This window comes from Pseudomonas sp. PS02288, from assembly GCF_029959715.1.
GTDB classification, from domain to species: Bacteria; Pseudomonadota; Gammaproteobacteria; order Pseudomonadales; family Pseudomonadaceae; genus Pseudomonas_O; species Pseudomonas_O kuykendallii.
This window is the reverse complement of sequence record NZ_JASCPA010000029.1, coordinates 39,959-57,014: the sequence shown is the minus strand read 5'-3', so window position 1 is coordinate 57,014 and position 17,056 is coordinate 39,959. Positions and strand designations below refer to the sequence as shown.

Sequence of the window (17,056 nt, the reverse complement as noted above, 5' to 3'; positions counted from 1 at the left end):
ACCGCCAGCCCAGCTAGACCGCCTGATTGAGCGGCAGAGGCCTGGTCATCGCCCGACGGCCATGGCGGCTGGCTGCTTCGGGGGGCTTGCCTTGGGCAGGGCTGCAGCTTAGGTTGATGACATTGGGCTAAAGCCCGCCCCTTAACCAAACGTTAGGCATCAGGGGATGAGATTCATGACCGTTTACTGCGTATCGTAGGACCTCAACAAGTCAGGACAGAACTACAATGCGCTCTACGAGGAGCTTAAGAAGTCACCTGGCTATTGGCACTACTTGGATTCGACATGGCTAATCAGCACTAACGAAACTGCAGAGCAACTGTCAACACGAATCCGTACGCAAATAGACAACAACGACAACCTACTGGTCATCAAGGTTGTTCGTAGTTATGCCGGATGGTTGCCAGAAAAGGCATGGGAATGGATCAACCAGCATGTAACAGACATCTGATGCCTAACAATTCATTCAAGCCGAACCCGCTTCGCGGGTCGGCTTAATTCTGGCGTTAGACGAACGGCGCACGACCACGCATTTCAAACCGAGAGCACACAATGATTCCCTCGTTAATATTTAACCTTAGAACCGCTGCCAGCATGCTGTCGTTCGCCTTGTTGTCTGGATGCACAACACCTATTAGCCCGGAAGATTTAAAAGCACCACAAGAGATAACCTGTATAGATCTAAAAGAGCCACTTGTGCTCACTGACTACTATGGCCCATTCGACATGCAATGGACTACTAAATTTGAAAAAGGCCCTTATTGGTCTGAAAAAGTAGATTCCAATGGAACCTACTATCGCGCCCCATCGGGCGGCGTATCGGTAACAGGTGAAAACGGAGGGGCGTTTCCTGGCCAACCCACAACTTCAGATGGGGGCTTCTATATTCCTAACAATGAAAATGAGCCAGTCAAGCTTTACGCTTACCTCTCCACAGAAGCAGCTCCTGAGAGGCCCTACCCAAACGGTACAGACTGCTCTACTTTGGGATACGTAAGCGACCCATCTACATCAAAAGTTGATATCGTCTCTTTCGCAGTTGGCGGTGCAATCGGCGGTGCAACTGGGGGTTTAATCGCTCGGGGCATTTCTGGCTCTGGAAATATGAGCTATGGACAAGCCGCTAGTACTGGTGCGGCAGGAGGCCTTATTGGAGGGATAATAATTGCCTCCATAATAAACTCCGGCGTTGGCAAAATAGTGCCATTGCAGCCATCGATTAAGAACACGCAATTCCTAGATAAACTCAAGAGTTTCTCACCCAGCAAAACCTTTATACGAGAGGCTGAATCGGCAGCACTGAGCCATCAAAAAAATTGAGAGCTGAATTTCTGAAAATAAATTTCTTTCCGGCATCCGTCTAACAACTGGTTCAAACCACTCGCTTCGCTCACTGGGACGGGCTAAAGCCCGCCCCTTAACCAAGCGTTAGCCGATAAATCAAGTTAACAAGAGTAAATCATGAAGAAATTAACACTTTATACCACCTGCATGCTCTTAATTTCAGGCTGCACAAATAGAGCCTATATCGAGCCAACAGAACCTCATGCTGCCACTCTTGAATTTGTGAACAGGATTGACAATCCGGATTTATTTTATAGCGCATTTACATATAAAGACATAAAGCAATGCACCAATCGTCAAAATGTGGCATTTATGTCCAAGGAGAAAAATAAAACAGTAAAAATAAAGCCCAGCGAACCTATTGTTATTACCTCGATAATCCCTCAGTCCACAGGGGTAGAGACCATATTATTGGTTGGAGGATTTGGTGCTATTGGTGCTATTGGTGCATTGGCGTCAGGAACAAAATATGGCGAATGCAAGCCAACCCTAGAATTTACACCGAAGGAAAACCATCATTACAAGCTCATGATGAGCACAAATGCAAAAGGCTGTGAGTTTAGCTTTACAGAAATTGATCCCTCTAATAATGCTAATCCAGCCTTTGAATTTGTGGCGCATAAATGGAAGCCGGCATTCACTGAGGATGGCGCGTGGTGTGATTAACAATCAGCAAGGTAGCCCGGATAACACCGGAACCGGAGCGAACTTAATTCTCAACGTAGGGTGGACATCGCGAAGCTTGTCCAACTGTATCGGTGGCAGATTTTTGAGACCGAAGCGACTAAAATACAGGGGGTGCAAAACGCCTCGGGATTTCCACCCTACTTGCTAAGAACAGGGGTATTTCATGACGACCATGAAGGTGGCTTTAACCTGCGGCTGTGGACAGGTAGCTTTGAAGATTCAAGGCAATCCTATAATCAGCGCTGAGTGCCTCTGTAACGATTGCCAGAAAGCAGGGGAATTTCTGCAGTCGCTGCCCGGCGCCCCATCTGTCTTGGATAATAAAGCGGCAACGCGCTTTGTGCTTTACCGAAAGGACAGGGTCTGGTGCGAGAAAGGGCAGTCTCGCTTACGCGAATATCGATTGTCGGAGCATTCCAAAACGCGTCGAGTGGTCGCTACGTGCTGCAATACGCCAATGTTCTTGGATTTCACCAATGGTCATTGGTTGAGCCTGTACGGAGGTCTATGGCCTGTGGAGGCGTTGCCCGCACTGGAAATAAGAACGATGACCCGCGATCGCCCCAAGGGGGTCAAACTTGCCGATGACGTGCCCAACCCCAGCACCCACACAATTTCCTTTTTCGCAAAGCTCTTTGGCTCCTGGGCTGCCATGCGCTTTCGCACACCCAGGGTGGACTTCGTCAATGGCGATTTGAATGCGTCATGATTCCGATGCGTCTCAGGTACCTATCACCGAATTAAACACGGTATGCGATGGCTTGAATTGGAACATAGGCGGGGTCCAACAGGGCGCTTCAGCAAGGCAGCCCGGAAAACACCAAGGAACCTGTGTGAACTTAATTCTCAACGTAGGGTGGACATCGCGAAGCTTGTCCACCTTTAATGGCGCGCCCCATTGAGACGGATGCGTCTTAAATATAACGCTGGAAAACGCTTCGCGATTTCCACCCTACTTCCTCGTCCACCGCGCCACAATCAGCAATGTCTCGGTCTAGACTGATCTGCCTCACAGATGTACTCGAAAGCACAGTGCACTATGGACCCTGATAGCATCTCGGCCTCATCAGGCGATGAAACGATACTGCGAAGCGAGAAGAAGCTAGCCGCCATAGAGGTCAAGATCCAAAAACAACGTAGAACTTAACTCCCCACCATAGAAAAGGAATTCGTCATGTTAAAACAACACCTGAAATCAAAATACAAAGCACTATCTCCCTCGGAAAAATTCAAAAGAAACCTCATAGGAGTCGCAGTTTGGGTAGCGGCTTCGTTAGTCGGCTTGCTTATTTTCAAGTCGGGCTCAGGGATTCTAGGGTTGTCGGTAATCTTTATCGGCTTCATCGGCATAGTCGACTCCGCAATACGGGCCCTGACAAATCTTGTAAGAGCCAAGAAGCAAAATGGCGCCCTGCCACAGTGAGTTGAATCTATTGACTCGAGCTACCAGTGATAGAAAAGGCGGCCATTTGAAGCTCAGTTACAGGCTGGCGGTAAAGAAGTCGAAGCCAAGCCAGCCGAAGCGCCGGCGCACTTTGGTCCTCCTCGGCCTTCGCTGCTCCGGCGCAGACCAGGCCTCGGCGCCTCACACGCATCCATCCGCTTCGCAGCGCCACCAAAGGGATACAACAGCATGTTCGACCACCTTGGTTTTGGAGTCACGAACCTCGCCGAGAGCAAGGCGTTCTTTCTGAACGCACTGCGCCCATTGGGTGTATCGGTAGCCATGGAAAGCCCCTACGGCGTTGGCCTGGGACGTGGCGGCAAGCCGTCGATGTGGCTGCACGAAACCAAGGACGTGCCTGCGCGCCTGCACATCGCCATCGCGGCCGACACGCGCGCCGAGGTGGATGCCTTCTACGCCGCTGCCCTCGCCGCTGGCGGAAGAGATAATGGAGCACCGGGGTTACGGCCGCACTACCATCCGAACTACTACGGGGCCTTCGTCATCGCCCCTGACGGCCACAACATCGAGGCTGTCTGCCACAAGGCGGCGTAGGGCTCACTAGCATGGCAGTCCGGGTAATAGCGGAATCTGCGGGGACTCCAACCTCGACGTAGGGTGGACATCGCGAAGCTTGTCCACCCTGTTCGCCGGGACCTGAACTCGACGCGAAATCCGCAGGGTAACCTTCACCCTGCGGACCGGCCCTCCCTACCTCACTTCGCGTTCAGCGCGTCGTCCACCACACCCTGGGCTTCCTGGACCAGGGCGCGCAGGTGGGCGTCGTCGCGGAAGCTTTCGGCGTAGATCTTGTAGACGTCTTCGGTGCCGGACGGGCGCGCGGCGAACCAGCCGCCGGCGGTGGCGACCTTGATGCCGCCGATGGCCGCGTTGTTGCCCGGCGCGGTGTTGCGCACGCTTTCCACGGCGTCGCCGGCCAGTTGGGTCTGGGTGATCTGCTGCGGGTCGAGTTTGGACAACGCCTGCTTCTGCGCGGTGTCGGCCTTGGCGTCGACGCGGGTGGCGAAGACTTCGCCCAGCTCGTCGCACAACGCACGGTACAGCACGCCGGGGTCGCGACCGGTGCGTGCGGTCATCTCGGCGGCCAGCAGCGCCGGCGCGAGGCCGTCCTTGTCGGTGGTCCACACGCTGCCATCGCGACGCAGGAAGGAAGCGCCGGCGCTCTCCTCGCCGACGAAGCCGAGGGAGCCGTCATGGAGGCCGTCGACGAACCATTTGAAGCCCACCGGCACTTCGTACACCGAGCGCCCCAGACGCCTGGCGACGCGGTCGATCATCGCGCTGCTGACCAGGGTCTTGCCCACGGCCGCGCCCTGTTGCCAGTCCGGGCGGTTGCGGAACAGGTAGTCGACCATCACGCTGAGGTAGTGGTTGGGCGGCATCAGGCCGACGCTGGGCGTGACGATGCCGTGGCGGTCGTGGTCGGTGTCGCAGGCGAAGGCGACGTCGTACTTGTCCTTCAGCGCGATCAGCGAATTCATCGCATGCGGCGAGGACGGGTCCATGCGGATCTGCCCGTCCCAGTCCAGGCTCATGAAGGCGAACTGCGGGTCGACCTGCTGGCTCACCACGTCCAGCTCGATGCGGTAGTGCTCGGCGATGCGCGCCCAGTAGCTCACGCCCGCGCCGCCCAGCGGGTCGACACCCAGGCGCAGGCCTGAGCCGCGGATCACGTCGAAGTCGATCACGTTGCCGATGTCGGCCACGTAGGCACCGAGGAAGTCGTACTCGCGGGTGGTGGACGCCTGGCGGGCCTGCTGCAACGAAACGCGCTTGACGCCGTCGAGCTTGGCCATAAGCAACGCGTTGGCGCGGGTCTGCACCCAGCCGGTGATGGCGGTGTCGGCCGGGCCGCCATTCGGCGGGTTGTACTTGAAGCCGCCGTGCTCCGGCGGGTTGTGCGACGGGGTGATGACGATGCCGTCGGCCAGCCCGGTGGTGCGGCCGCGGTTATAGACCAGGATGGCCTGGGAAATCGCCGGCGTCGGGGTGAACTCGCCGCCCGCCGAGACCATCACCTGCACGCCGTTGGCGGCCAGCACTTCCAGCGCGTTGTCCAGCGCCGGGGCCGACAGCGCGTGGGTGTCGGCGCCGATGAACAGCGGGCCGTCGATGCCGACGCTGGCGCGGTATTCGCAGATCGCCTGGGTGATCGCCAGGATGTGCCACTCGTTGAAACTGCGCGCGAAGGCGATGCCGCGGTGCCCAGAGGTGCCGAAGGAGACGCGCTGCGAGGGCGTCTCCGCATCCGGGCGCAGGTCGACATAAGCCGCCAGCAGTTTGTCGACGTCGACCAGGGCCGATTTCGGAGCCGGTCCACCGGCCAGAGGGCTGAGATTTTGGGTCATGTTTCCCGTCGCTGTATGAAGGTGGAAAGAACATCTGCGCCGACGCATCCGTTGCGCGTGGACAGGCGAAGTATGCTGCCAGCCGGAGAAACTTCCCCGAAAAAAAGCACACCGATCGTAGGGACGCCTGCGGCTGTCGAGTCTCCGACCCGACAGCGCGCGACATGTTCAGTGCCGGTTCCGCGATTGCGGGATTTGGCGCCCGGGTGCACGCCCCGGCGCTCAGCGCTTCGGAAAGCTTGAGGCAGCAGTCAGGCACGCCGCCGGCAGACGCTGACACCCGTATCGCCCGCGCGCTAACCTGCACGCCTATCGATTTCGGCCCGCCCCCGCATGTTCGGCATCCATGACCTTCCGCTCTTCATCGTTTCCGGCCTGCTACTGAACATGCTGCCCGGACCGGATTCGCTGTTGATCCTGTCGCGCAGCGCGGCGCAGGGCTGGCGCGCCGGGTCGGTGGCCTCGTTCGGGGTGGGCGCGGGGATTTTCGTGCATGTGCTGGCGGCGGCGCTGGGCCTTTCCGCGCTGCTGGCGACCTCCGCCACCGCGTTCGCGCTGGTGAAGTACGCGGGCGCGGCCTACCTGCTGTACGTCGGCATCGGCCTGCTGCTGAGCAAGGCTCCTGCCGAGAGAGCATCACAGACCGCGCTGTCGGCCTTGCCGTATCGACGGATCTTTCTGCAGGGCTTCCTGACCAACGCGCTGAACCCGAAGGTGGCGCTCTTCTTCCTCGCCTTCGTGCCGCAGTTCATCGCGCCCGATTCCACCGACAAGACACTGGCGTTCGTCCTGCTCGGTTGCCTGTTCAACCTCAACGCCATGCTCTGGTGCCACCTTCTGGCGGTCGTCGCGGCCTATGCCGGCCAGCGCGTGAAAGCCACCGCCGCGCAGGCGCGGTGGCTCAATCGGCTGGTGGGAGGGTTCTTCGTCGGGCTCGGCCTGAAGCTGGCGCTGAGCCCGCGCAACTGAGCGGGCCGGCGCCTAGGCCACCCGGCGGAACAGCCCCGCGAGCAACTGCTGCAACGGGCTGTCATGGCCGTAGACCTCGGCCAGCAAGGCCTCGGCGCGCTGGATGTGGCCGCGCAGCCGGTGCCGCGCGGCTTCGTGGCCGAGCACGCTGACCAGGGTCGACTTGCCCTGGTCCTTGCCGCAGTCCTTGCCCAGGCTCTGCACATCGGCCTCGCAATCGCCGAGGTCGTCGAGCAGCTGGAACGCCTGGCCCAGTTCGACGGCGAAATCGCGCAGCACCGTGCGCACGGGCTCGCCGGCCTGGGCGACCTGCGCGGCCATGTCCAGCGCCGCGCCGAACAGCGCGCCGGTCTTCAGGTGGTTGGTCCCGGCAATGTCGCTGGCCGGGCGCTGGCGGCTGCCGTCGTGCAGGTCCTCATACTGGCCACGCACCAGGCCCTGCGCACCCACAGCGTCGGACAGCGCGGCGACCAGGTTGGTCTTCAGCAACGGCGGCAGGCCCTGCACCGCCACCAGCGTGCGGAACGCCTGGCTGAGCAGCGCGACGGCGGCCAGCATGGCCACGTCCTCGCCGTAGCGCACATGCACGGTGGGCTGGCCACGGCGCAACTGGGCGTCGTCCATGCAGGGCATGTCGTCGAGCACCAGCGAGGCGGCGTGGACCATCTCCACCGCGCAGCCAAGATCGATCAACGCCTCCGAGGTGTGCCCGAGCCCCTGCGCGGCGAGCACCAGCATCAGCGGGCGGACGCGCTTGCCCGGCGACAGCACGGACGCGTGCATGGCCACGCCGATCAGGTCTTCGCCACCTTGCGGCAACGGCACCAGCTGGTTCAGCCGACGCTCCACCTGCTCGCGCAACGGCGCGAGATCACCGGCGGAAATGTCGCAGCGCGACGGCACTAATGAGGTTGCCATGAGTCAAGAGAGCTCCAGCCTGCGCGACGGACAGGGTCGCGGTTAGTGTGACCAAGCAAAGTGTTGTACAACCTTAGTACAGAAGTTGTACAACTTAAAAGACCTGCAAGACCCTGCCCGGATACCGAGGAAACCTGATGGCCGAAGGCGAACTGTCGGCACGCAAGAACGATCATCTGGACATCGTGCTCGATCCGGCCAGGGCCAAGTCGCGTGCCGACAACGGCCTGGCCGCCATCGTCTTCGAACACTGCGCGCTCCCCGAACTCCATCTCGACGAGATCGACCTGCGCAGCACGCTGTTCGACAAAGCATTGAGTGCGCCGTTGCTGATCAGTTCGATGACCGGTGGCGCCGCGCGTGCCGCGCGGATCAATCTGCACCTCGCCGAAGCCGCCCAGGAGCTCGGCATCGCCCTCGGCGTGGGCTCCCAGCGCATCGCCCTGGAGAGCGACGCCGACCAGGGTCTGACCCGCCAGCTGCGGCGCCTGGCCCCGGACATCGCGCTGCTGGCGAACTTCGGCGCGGCGCAGCTGGTCGCCGGCTTCGGCCTCGAGCAGGCGCGCCGTGCGGTGGACATGCTCGACGCCGACGCCCTGATCATTCACCTCAACCCGTTGCAGGAAGCCGTGCAGCGCGGCGGGGACCGCGACTGGCGCGGCGTGCTCACGGCCATCGAACAGCTGGCCCGGCGCCTCGAAGTACCGCTGGTGGTGAAGGAAGTCGGTGCCGGCATCAGCGCCGGTGTGGCGCGGCGGCTGGTGGACGCCGGCGTCGCCGCCATCGACGTGGCCGGCGTCGGCGGCACCAGCTGGGCCGCGGTGGAAGCCGAGCGTGCGCACACACCGGCGCAGCGCGCCATCGCCAGCGCCTTCACCGACTGGGGCATCCCCACCGCCGAAGCGATCGTCGCCGTGCGCGAGGCCTGCCCGAACAGCCTGCTGATCGCTTCCGGCGGCATCCGCGACGGCGTCGACGTGGCCAAGGCGCTCCGCCTGGGCGCCGACATCGCTGGCCAGGCGGCCGCCGTGCTGCACGGCGCCACGCGCTCCAGCGCCGCGGTGGTCGAGCATTTCCACACCGTGATCGCGCAACTGCGCGTCGCCTGCTTCTGCACCGGCTCGCGCGACCTGGCCGCCCTGCGCCAGGCGCCGCTGCTGCCCCGCGGCGCGGCACGGCGATGAGGCGCCCGGCGAGAGCATGAGCCATTTCGCAGTCATCGCCCCGCCCTTCACCAGCCACTTCCGCGCCCTGGAGGCGCTCGCCGGCAGTCTGATCGCGCGCGGTCATCGGGTGACCTTCGTCCATCAGCAGGATGCCGGCACGCTGCTGCGCGATCCGCGCGTCGGGTTCGCCAGCGTCGGCGCCGTCTCGCACCCGGCCGGTTCGCTGCACCATACGGTGGCGCTGGCTGCGCGGCCGGGCGGAGTCAACGGGCTGCGCCGGGTGATTCTCGACCTGGCCAGGACCACCGACATGCTCTGCCGCGAGGTACCGGCCGTGCTCCGCGAGCTGGGCGTCGACGCGCTGCTCGCCGACCAGATGGAAGCCGCCGGCGGGCTGATCGCCGAACACCTGAAGCTGCCTTACGTGTCGATCGCCTGCGCACTGCCGGTCAACCGCGAACCGCGCCTGCCGCTGCCGGTGATGCCCTGGGGCTACGCCGATTCGCCGCAGGGCGAGAACCTCAATCGGGGCAGCAGCCAGGTCTACGACCTGTTGATGCGTCCGCACGCGCGGGTGATCGCCGGGCACGCCGCGCGCTTCGCCCTGGCGCCGCGCCAGGCGCTGCACGAGTGCCTGTCGCCCTACGCGCAGATCAGCCAGACCACCGCTGCCTTCGACTTCCCACGGCAGCAGGCGCCGGCGCAGTTCCACGCCGTCGGGCCGCTGCGTGGGGCCGAGGAAGAAACGCCGCTTCAGATACCGCTGGCGACGCGCCGGCCGTTCGTCTTCGCCTCGCTGGGCACCCTGCAGGGAGGACGTTTCGGCCTGTTCCAGCGGATCGTCCGCGCCTGCGCCGAGCAGGACGTGCAACTGCTGCTGGCGCATTGCGGCGGGCTGAATACCGTGCAGGAGCGCGTGCTGGAAGGCCTGGGCGCGACCTGGGTCACCGACTTCGCCCCGCAGCGCGCCGCCCTCGCCCGAGCCGACGCGGTGATCACCCACGCCGGGCTGAACACCGTGATGGACGCCCTCGCCGCCGGCGTGCCGATGCTCGCCGTGCCGATCGCCTTCGACCAGCCCGGCGTGGCCGCCCGCGTGCTGCACGCCGGTGCCGGGCTGCGGCTGTTCCCGCAACTGGCCAGCCGGGGCGGCATAGGCCGCGCACTGCGCCAGTTGCTCGACGAGCCGCGCTTCGCCGCCAATGCCGCGCGGGTCGGCGCCAGCCTGGCGCAGGCCGGTGGCGTCGAGCGCGCCGCGGATATCGTCGAGGCGGTGGTGGGCAGCGGCCAGCCGGTGGAGCGCGCCGATGCAACCTGACTACGACCTGATCCTGGTCGGCGGCGGCCTGGCCAACGGCCTGATCGCCTGGCGCCTGGCCGACGCCCGCCCGGAGCTGCGCGTACTGCTGCTGGAACAGGGCGAGAGCCTGGGCGGCAACCACACCTGGTCGTTCCACGAGGGCGATCTGGAGGGCACGCAGCGGCAGTGGCTGGCGCCGCTCGTCGCGCATCGCTGGGACGCCTACGAGGTGATCTTCCCGGCGCGCCGGCGGCGCCTGCACAGCGGCTATGCCTCGATCACCTCGCAACGCTTCGACGAACGCCTGCGGGTGCGCCTCGGCGTCTCCCTGCAGCTCGGCGCCAGGGTCGCGTCGCTGACCCCCACCGACGTGCAACTGAGCAGCGGCGAAACCCTGCGCGCGCACGCGGTGATCGACGGGCGCGGCCCGGCGGCCAGCCCGCACCTGGCGCTGGGTTACCAGAAATTCCTCGGTCAGGAAGTCCGCCTGAGCGAGCCGCACGGCCTGAATGCGCCCATCGTGATGGACGCCAGCGTCGCGCAGCACGACGGCTATCGGTTCGTCTACGTACTGCCGTTCGGTGCGGACCGCCTGCTCATCGAGGACACCCGCTACGCCGATGGCGACGATCTCGACGACGCGGCGCTGCGCGCGCAGATCGCCGCCTACGCCGCGAGCCGCGGCTGGCGCATCGCCGAGCAACTGCGCGAGGAGCGCGGCGTGCTACCCATCGTCCTCTGCGGCGATATAGACGCGTTCTGGCGCAGCGCCAGCGGGCAACCGCGCAGCGGCCTGGCCGCCGGATTGTTCCACCCCACCACCGGCTACTCGCTGGCCTATGCGGTGCGTCTGGCCGACCACATCGCCCGCCTGCAAAACCTCGAGGCGAGCGCGCTGTTCATCGCGATCGAGACATTCGCGCGCCAGCAATGGCGGCGCCAGGGCTTATTCCGCCTGCTCAACCGCATGCTCTTCCTGGCCGGCGAACCGGCCAATCGGTGGAAGGTCATGCAGCGTTTCTACGGTCTCTCCGAAGGACTGATCCAGCGCTTCTACGCCGGGCACCCGCGCCTGGCGGACAAGCTGCGCATCCTCAGCGGCAAACCGCCCGTCCCCCTCGGCGAGGCGCTGCACGCCGCGCGCGCCGACGATCTGCACAGACACAGGAAGCACTCATGATTCAGGGAAAACGCGCCGTGGTGATCGGCGCCGGTTTTGGCGGCCTTGCGCTGGCCATCCGCCTGCAGGCCGCCGGCATCCACACGACACTGCTGGAGAAACGCGACAAGCCGGGCGGCCGTGCCTACGTCTACGAAGACCAGGGCTTCGTCTTCGACGCCGGCCCGACCGTGATCACCGACCCTTCGGCGCTGGAGGAACTGTTCAGCATCGCCGGCAAGCGCCTGGCCGATTACGTCGAACTGCTGCCGGTGGCGCCCTTCTACCGGCTCTGCTGGGAGGACGGCTTCGCCTTCGACTACGCCAACGACCAGGCCTATCTGGACCGCCAGATCCACGCGCGCAACCCCGCCGATGTCGAGGGCTACCGGCGCTTTTTGGCATATTCCCGGGCGGTGTTCGAGGAGGGTTACCTGAAGCTCGGCACGGTGCCGTTCCTGTCCTTTCGCAGCATGATCCAGGCCGGCCCGCAGCTCGCGCGGCTGCAGGCGTGGAAAAGCGTCTACAGCATGGTCGCGCGCTTCATCGAGGACGAGCAGCTGCGTCAGGCGTTCTCCTTCCACTCGCTGCTGGTGGGCGGCAATCCGTTCGCCACCTCGTCGATCTACGCGCTGATCCACGCGCTGGAGCGCGAATGGGGCGTGTGGTTTCCGCGCGGCGGCACCGGCGCCCTGGTGGACGGCATGGTGCGGTTGTTCCAGGACCTGGGCGGGACGCTGGAACTGAACGCGCCGGTGCAACGCCTGGAGACCTCCGGCGAGCGCATCAGCGCGGCGATCTGCGCCGACGGCCGCCGCTTCGAGGCCGACGCCGTGGCCTCGAACGCCGACGTGGTGCACACCTACAAGGCGCTGCTCGGGCACCATCCACGCGGTATCGACGAAGGCCGGCGCCTGCAGAAGAAGCGCTTCAGCATGTCGCTGTTCGTCATCTACTTCGGCCTGCGGCGCCAGCATCCGGGGCTGCAGCACCACACCGTGTGCTTCGGCCCGCGCTACCGCGAGCTGATCGCGGAAATCTTCGCGGGCGCCGAGCTGGCCGAGGATTTCTCGCTGTACCTGCACGCGCCCTGCGTCACCGACCCTTCGCTGGCGCCCGAAGGCTGCGCCGCCCACTACGTGCTGGCGCCGGTACCACACCTGGGCAACGCCGACATCGACTGGACGGTGCAGGGGCCGCTGTACCGCGAGCGGATCTTCGAGTACCTCGAGCGCCACTACATCCCCGGCCTGCGCGAGGACCTGGTGACCAGCCGCATCTTCACCCCGCTGGATTTCCGCGACGAACTCAACGCGCACCTCGGCTCGGCGTTCTCGCTGGAGCCGATCCTCACCCAGAGCGCCTGGTTCCGCCCGCACAACCGCGACGACCGCATCCACAACCTCTACATCGTCGGCGCCGGCACCCACCCCGGCGCCGGCGTGCCAGGCGTGGTCGGCTCGGCCAAGGCCACTGCCGGGCTGATGATCGAGGATGCCGGCCGATGAACGAAGCGCTGCTCGACCACGCCGAGCACAGCATCGCCGTCGGCTCGAAGAGTTTCGCCGCCGCCAGCCGTCTGTTCGACGCCGATACCCGACGCAGCGCGGTGATGCTCTACGCCTGGTGCCGGCATTGCGACGATGTGATCGACGGCCAGCAACTGGGTTTCGGCCAGCAGCCCGGCGACACACCCGCCAGCCGGGCGCGCCTCGAACAGCTGCTCGCCGCCACACAGGCGCTGTACGCCGGCGCCGCGCCGAGCGAGCCGGCGTTCGCCGCGCTGGGCCAGGTGGTCGCCCAGCACGGCATTCCGCAGCGCTATCCGCTGGAGCACCTGGCGGGCTTTCGCATGGACGTGGAGCAGCGTCGCTATCAGCGGTTCGAGGACACCCTGGAGTACTGCTACCACGTCGCGGGAGTGGTCGGCGTGATGATGGCGATGCTGATGGGCGTGCGCGACGAGCAGGTGCTGGACCACGCCTGCGACCTGGGCATGGCCTTCCAGCTGACCAACATCGCCCGCGACATCGTCGAGGATGCCGGCGCCGGGCGCGTGTATCTGCCGGAGCAGTGGCTGGAGGAACTCGGCGTGGCGCCGGACCAGCTCGCCGCCCCACGGCACCGCGCGGCCATCGCCCGGCTCGCCCGGCGCCTGGTGATGGCCGCGGAACCCTACTACGCCTCGGCGGCCCAGGGCCTCGCCGCCCTGCCGCTGCGCTCGGCCTGGGCGATCGCCACCGCGCGCGGCGTGTACCGGCAGATCGGCGTGAAGGTGCAGGCACGCGGCGCCCATGCATGGGACCGGCGCGTATCCACCAGCAGCCTGGACAAGCTGCGCCTGGTCGGCCTCGGCGGCCTGCAGGCGCTGGGCTCGCGGGCGATCACCCCGCAACCGCGCCCGTCCGGGCTGTGGACGCGGCCCCGCTGATCGGTGCGCACGGCGCACCCTACAAAACGCGCCCGCTAAGCCGATGAGCCGCCATCGATCCCGGCCGTAGGGTGCGCCATGCGCACCAGATCAGGCGCTAACTGTGCGTCCGCTCCACGTCGCCCGGCCTAATCGCCGGAGCGCTCGTCCGCGCGGTCCAGGCGGCCGCCGTGAAGGCGCTGCAGTTCGGCCTTGAGGGCCTTCACCGAAGGCGCGTAGAGGAAGCCGAACGACACGCAGCCCTCGCGCCCTTCCACCGCATGATGCATGCGATGCGCCTGGTAGAGGCGCTTGAGATAGCCGCTGCGCGGCACGTAGCGCAACGGCCAGCGCCGGTGCACCAAGCCGTCGTGGGCAAGGAAGTAGAGGAACCCGTAAAGGGTCATGCCGGCGCCGATCCACTGCAGCGGCCAGCGGCCGGCGGTGCCGAGTGCGATCAGGACGATCGCCAGGCCTGCGAAGACCACCGCATAGAGGTCGTTCTTCTCGAACCAGCCCTCCCGCGGCTCGTGGTGCGAGCGATGCCAGCCCCAGCCCCAGCCGTGCATCACGTACTTGTGTGAAACCCAGGAGACACCCTCCATCAGCACGACGGTGATCAGGACGATGAGACTGTTGAACAGGAAGGACATGCGGACGGATTCGCGAAAGTGGCCTGGCGCCAGTCTACGTCAAGCCGCCGTTCGCGGAACGCGCGGCGGGCGCCGCGCATCGGTTGGCCGGGCGGTCAGGTCTTCGGCAGGGTGACGCCGGTCTGGCCCTGGTACTTGCCGCCGCGGTCGCGGTAGGAGACTTCGCACGCCTCGTCGGACTGCAGGAAGAGCATCTGCGCCACGCCCTCGTTGGCGTATATCTTCGCCGGCAGGGTGGTGGTGTTGGAGAACTCCAGGGTCACGTGGCCTTCCCACTCGGGTTCCAGCGGGGTGACGTTGACGATGATCCCGCAGCGCGCGTAGGTGCTCTTGCCCAGGCAGATGGTCAGCACATCGCGCGGGATGCGGAAATACTCGACGGTGCGCGCCAGGGCGAAGGAGTTCGGCGGGATGATGCAGACGTCGCTCTTGATGTCGACGAAGCTCTTCTCGTCGAAGTTCTTCGGGTCGACGACCGCCGAATGGATGTTGGTGAACACCTTGAATTCGTCGGCGCAGCGCACGTCGTAGCCATAGCTGGAGACGCCGTAGGAGATCAGCCGCTCGGCGCCCTCGGTGCGCACCTGGCGCTCGACGAAGGGCTCGATCATGCCGTGCTCCTGGGCCATGCGGCGAATCCACTTGTCCGATTTGATGCTCATGGCGGGGTCCTGGCTGGCTGGAACGGGGCGCACATCTTACCGGTCAGCGGCCCGCCGATGAAAGTGGCCCGCCCGATGGGCCTGCGCCGCCCGCGACGGGCACTCGGCGGACCGAACGAACGCCCCGTCCCCCTCGCAGGGGTCCGTTGCGCATACCGCGCCAGGCGTAGGGTGGATGACGCAGTTTTCATCCACCGTTGCACCGCCCGGTGGATCGGTGAAGCGTGATCCACCCTACGCGCTATTCGGCTCGCGGATTCCGCCAGACGCGATGTGCATCCCTCCGGACGTAGGGTGGATGACGCTCTTCTCATCCACCGTTGCACCGCCCGGTGGATCGATGAAGCGCGACCCATCCAGCGCGCTACGGGGTTCTGGGCCGGGTCAGGACCTTAGGATGGACTTCAGCCCATCGACCCGGCGGCCCACCAGGTCGATCTGTCAGCCTACGACGTCAGCGCTTCTTGGCACCCAGCAGCGAACCCAGCAGCCCGCGCACCAGTTGCCGGCCGATCTGGTTGGCAGCCTGGCGCACGGCGCTCTTCAGGGCGCTGCTGGCGATGTCGCCGAGCATCTCGCCGGCCTTGCCGCCGAAGCTGGTGTTGGCCGGTTTCTCCGCGGCCACCTCGGGCTTCTCCGCGGCGCGGGCGCTGAGGATTTCGTAGGCGGATTCGCGATCGATCGGCTTGTCGTAGCGCCCCAGCAACGGCGAGCTGCGCAGCAGCGCGGCGCGCTCGGCGTCGCTCAGCGGGCCGATCCGCGACTGCGGCGGCGCGATGGCGACGCGCTGGACCATCGCCGGCGTGCCCTTCTCCTCGAGCACGCCGACCAGCGCCTCGCCGATGCCCAACTGGGTCAGCGTGTCGAGGGTGTCGAATGCCGGGTTCGGGCGGAAACCGTCGGCCACGGCGCGCAGGGATTTCTGCTCCTTGGCGGTAAAGGCGCGCAGCCCGTGCTGGATGCGCAGGCCGAGCTGGGCGAGCACGCCGTCGGGCAGGTCGGACGGCGACTGGGTGACGAAGTACACCCCGACGCCCTTCGAGCGAATCAGCCGCACCACCTGTTCCAGGCGCTCCTGCAGCGCCTTCGGAGTGTCGGCGAAGAGCAGGTGCGCCTCGTCGAAGAACAGCGTGAGGATCGGTTTGTCGGCATCGCCGCGCTCGGGCAACTGCTCGAACAGCTCGGCGAGCAGCCAGAGCAGGAAGGTCGCGTAGACCTTCGGCGACTCGTGCACCAGGCGGCTGGCGTCCATCAGGTGGATGCGCCCGCGACCGTCGGCGCCCGGCTGCAGCAGGTCGCCCAGCTGCAACGCCGGCTCGCCGAACAGCGAATCGCCGCCCTGCTGTTCCAGGCTCGCCAGGCGCCGTTGCAGCGCCTGGGCGGAGGCGCCGGCGAACAGTGCACGGTCCTCGCCGAGCAGTTCGGGGTTCTCGCGCAGGTGATTGAGCAGCGCTTTCAGGTCCTTCAGATCGAGCAGCAGCAGGCCTTCGCGGTCGGCCACCTTGAACGCCGCGTAGAGCGCGGCCTGCTGGCTGTCGGTGAGTTCCAGCAGGTTACCGATCAGCAGGGGGCCCATCTCGCTGAGCGTGGTGCGCAGCGGGTGGCCGCTGGCCCCGTGCACGTCCCAGAGCACCAGCGGATAGGCCTGCGGGCGGTGATTCAGCCAGGGCATGGCGGCGATGCGCTCGGCCACCTTGCCCTGCGGAGCGCCGGCGGCGCCGAGGCCGCAGAGATCGCCTTTCACATCGGTGGCGAACACCGCCACGCCGGCATCGCTGAACAGCTCGGCGAGGTGCTGCAGGGTCACGGTCTTGCCGGTCCCGGTGGCGCCGGCGACCAGGCCATGGCGGTTGGTCAGGCGCAGCGACTGGGCCAGGGGCTGGCCATCGGTATCGGCGCCGATCACGAACGGGCTGGTCTGGGACATGGGGCTTCCTCTGCGGGTCGGGAGTCGGCCGCCCGTGTCGGGCGGCCC

The 17,056-nt window shown here is 65.0% G+C and carries 16 protein-coding genes; 11 read left to right on the top strand and 5 right to left on the bottom strand.

Annotated features, from left to right (window positions below; genetic code table 11):
- The first annotated feature begins 552 nt into the window (after positions 1-552).
- The 5 genes from QMX85_RS13145 (at position 553) to QMX85_RS13125 (ending at position 4,030) form a co-directional block, all read left to right on the top strand.
- Positions 553-1,320 carry a hypothetical protein gene (locus QMX85_RS13145; protein WP_282341545.1) on the top strand — a complete coding sequence of 256 codons (768 nt, stop codon included), beginning with the start codon at positions 553-555 and terminating at the stop codon, positions 1,318-1,320.
- Between the two features lie 141 nt (positions 1,321-1,461).
- Entirely contained in the window at positions 1,462-2,010 is a 549-nt protein-coding gene (locus tag QMX85_RS13140) for a hypothetical protein (RefSeq protein WP_282341544.1), read from the top strand.
- 184 nt (positions 2,011-2,194) lie between these two features.
- Complete coding sequence (locus QMX85_RS13135) at positions 2,195-2,740, top strand: hypothetical protein (RefSeq protein ID WP_217632889.1); 546 nt, start codon at positions 2,195-2,197, stop codon at positions 2,738-2,740.
- A gap of 465 nt (positions 2,741-3,205) precedes the next feature.
- Positions 3,206-3,454 carry a hypothetical protein gene (locus QMX85_RS13130; RefSeq protein ID WP_282341541.1) on the top strand — a complete coding sequence of 83 codons (249 nt, stop codon included), beginning with the start codon at positions 3,206-3,208 and terminating at the stop codon, positions 3,452-3,454.
- Positions 3,455-3,664: 210 nt separating this feature from the next.
- Entirely contained in the window at positions 3,665-4,030 is a 366-nt protein-coding gene (locus QMX85_RS13125) for a VOC family protein (protein WP_282341540.1), read from the top strand.
- 161 nt (positions 4,031-4,191) lie between these two features.
- On the opposite strand, the gene pgm is transcribed toward QMX85_RS13125, so the two are convergent.
- Positions 4,192-5,844: a phosphoglucomutase (alpha-D-glucose-1,6-bisphosphate-dependent) gene (gene pgm, locus QMX85_RS13120; RefSeq protein ID WP_282341538.1), complete on the bottom strand. Its 1,653-nt coding sequence runs from the start codon at positions 5,842-5,844 to the stop codon at positions 4,192-4,194.
- A gap of 333 nt (positions 5,845-6,177) precedes the next feature.
- On the opposite strand from pgm, the gene QMX85_RS13115 reads away from it, so the two are divergent.
- A complete protein-coding gene (locus tag QMX85_RS13115; RefSeq protein ID WP_282341536.1) occupies positions 6,178-6,813 on the top strand; it encodes a LysE family translocator in 636 nt (211 codons plus the stop codon).
- A 12-nt stretch (positions 6,814-6,825) separates the two neighbouring features.
- Here QMX85_RS13115 and QMX85_RS13110 read toward each other — a convergent pair whose 3' ends face one another.
- The gene (locus tag QMX85_RS13110) at positions 6,826-7,731 is read right to left on the bottom strand and encodes a polyprenyl synthetase family protein (RefSeq protein ID WP_282341534.1); all 906 of its coding nucleotides are present in this window, start codon (positions 7,729-7,731) and stop codon (positions 6,826-6,828) included.
- Between the two features lie 137 nt (positions 7,732-7,868).
- Here QMX85_RS13110 and fni point away from each other — a divergent pair, with 137 nt between their 5' ends.
- The 5 genes from fni to QMX85_RS13085 are packed head-to-tail and all read left to right on the top strand — an operon-like array spanning position 7,869 to position 13,787.
- Positions 7,869-8,915 carry a type 2 isopentenyl-diphosphate Delta-isomerase gene (fni, locus tag QMX85_RS13105; protein WP_282341531.1) on the top strand — a complete coding sequence of 349 codons (1,047 nt, stop codon included), beginning with the start codon at positions 7,869-7,871 and terminating at the stop codon, positions 8,913-8,915.
- A gap of 16 nt (positions 8,916-8,931) precedes the next feature.
- Positions 8,932-10,215: a glycosyltransferase gene (locus QMX85_RS13100; protein WP_282341529.1), complete on the top strand. Its 1,284-nt coding sequence runs from the start codon at positions 8,932-8,934 to the stop codon at positions 10,213-10,215.
- Positions 10,205-11,377, top strand: a complete 1,173-nt coding sequence (crtY, locus tag QMX85_RS13095) for a lycopene beta-cyclase CrtY (RefSeq protein WP_282341526.1) — start codon at positions 10,205-10,207, stop codon at positions 11,375-11,377. Before QMX85_RS13100 ends, crtY begins: the two co-directional genes overlap by 11 nt.
- Positions 11,374-12,864, top strand: a complete 1,491-nt coding sequence (locus QMX85_RS13090) for a phytoene desaturase (RefSeq protein WP_282341524.1) — start codon at positions 11,374-11,376, stop codon at positions 12,862-12,864. The genes crtY and QMX85_RS13090 overlap by 4 nt, the downstream gene beginning before the upstream one ends.
- Entirely contained in the window at positions 12,861-13,787 is a 927-nt protein-coding gene (locus QMX85_RS13085) for a phytoene/squalene synthase family protein (protein ID WP_282341522.1), read from the top strand. The genes QMX85_RS13090 and QMX85_RS13085 overlap by 4 nt, the downstream gene beginning before the upstream one ends.
- Positions 13,788-13,915: 128 nt before the next feature.
- On the opposite strand, the gene QMX85_RS13080 is transcribed toward QMX85_RS13085, so the two are convergent.
- From QMX85_RS13080 to QMX85_RS13070, 3 genes are all read right to left on the bottom strand, one after another.
- Positions 13,916-14,419: a sterol desaturase family protein gene (locus tag QMX85_RS13080; protein ID WP_282341520.1), complete on the bottom strand. Its 504-nt coding sequence runs from the start codon at positions 14,417-14,419 to the stop codon at positions 13,916-13,918.
- A 95-nt stretch (positions 14,420-14,514) separates the two neighbouring features.
- Positions 14,515-15,081 carry a dCTP deaminase gene (dcd, locus tag QMX85_RS13075; RefSeq protein ID WP_090228314.1) on the bottom strand — a complete coding sequence of 189 codons (567 nt, stop codon included), beginning with the start codon at positions 15,079-15,081 and terminating at the stop codon, positions 14,515-14,517.
- Between the two features lie 454 nt (positions 15,082-15,535).
- Positions 15,536-17,008: a helicase HerA-like domain-containing protein gene (locus tag QMX85_RS13070; protein WP_282341515.1), complete on the bottom strand. Its 1,473-nt coding sequence runs from the start codon at positions 17,006-17,008 to the stop codon at positions 15,536-15,538.
- Positions 17,009-17,056 lie beyond the last annotated feature (48 nt).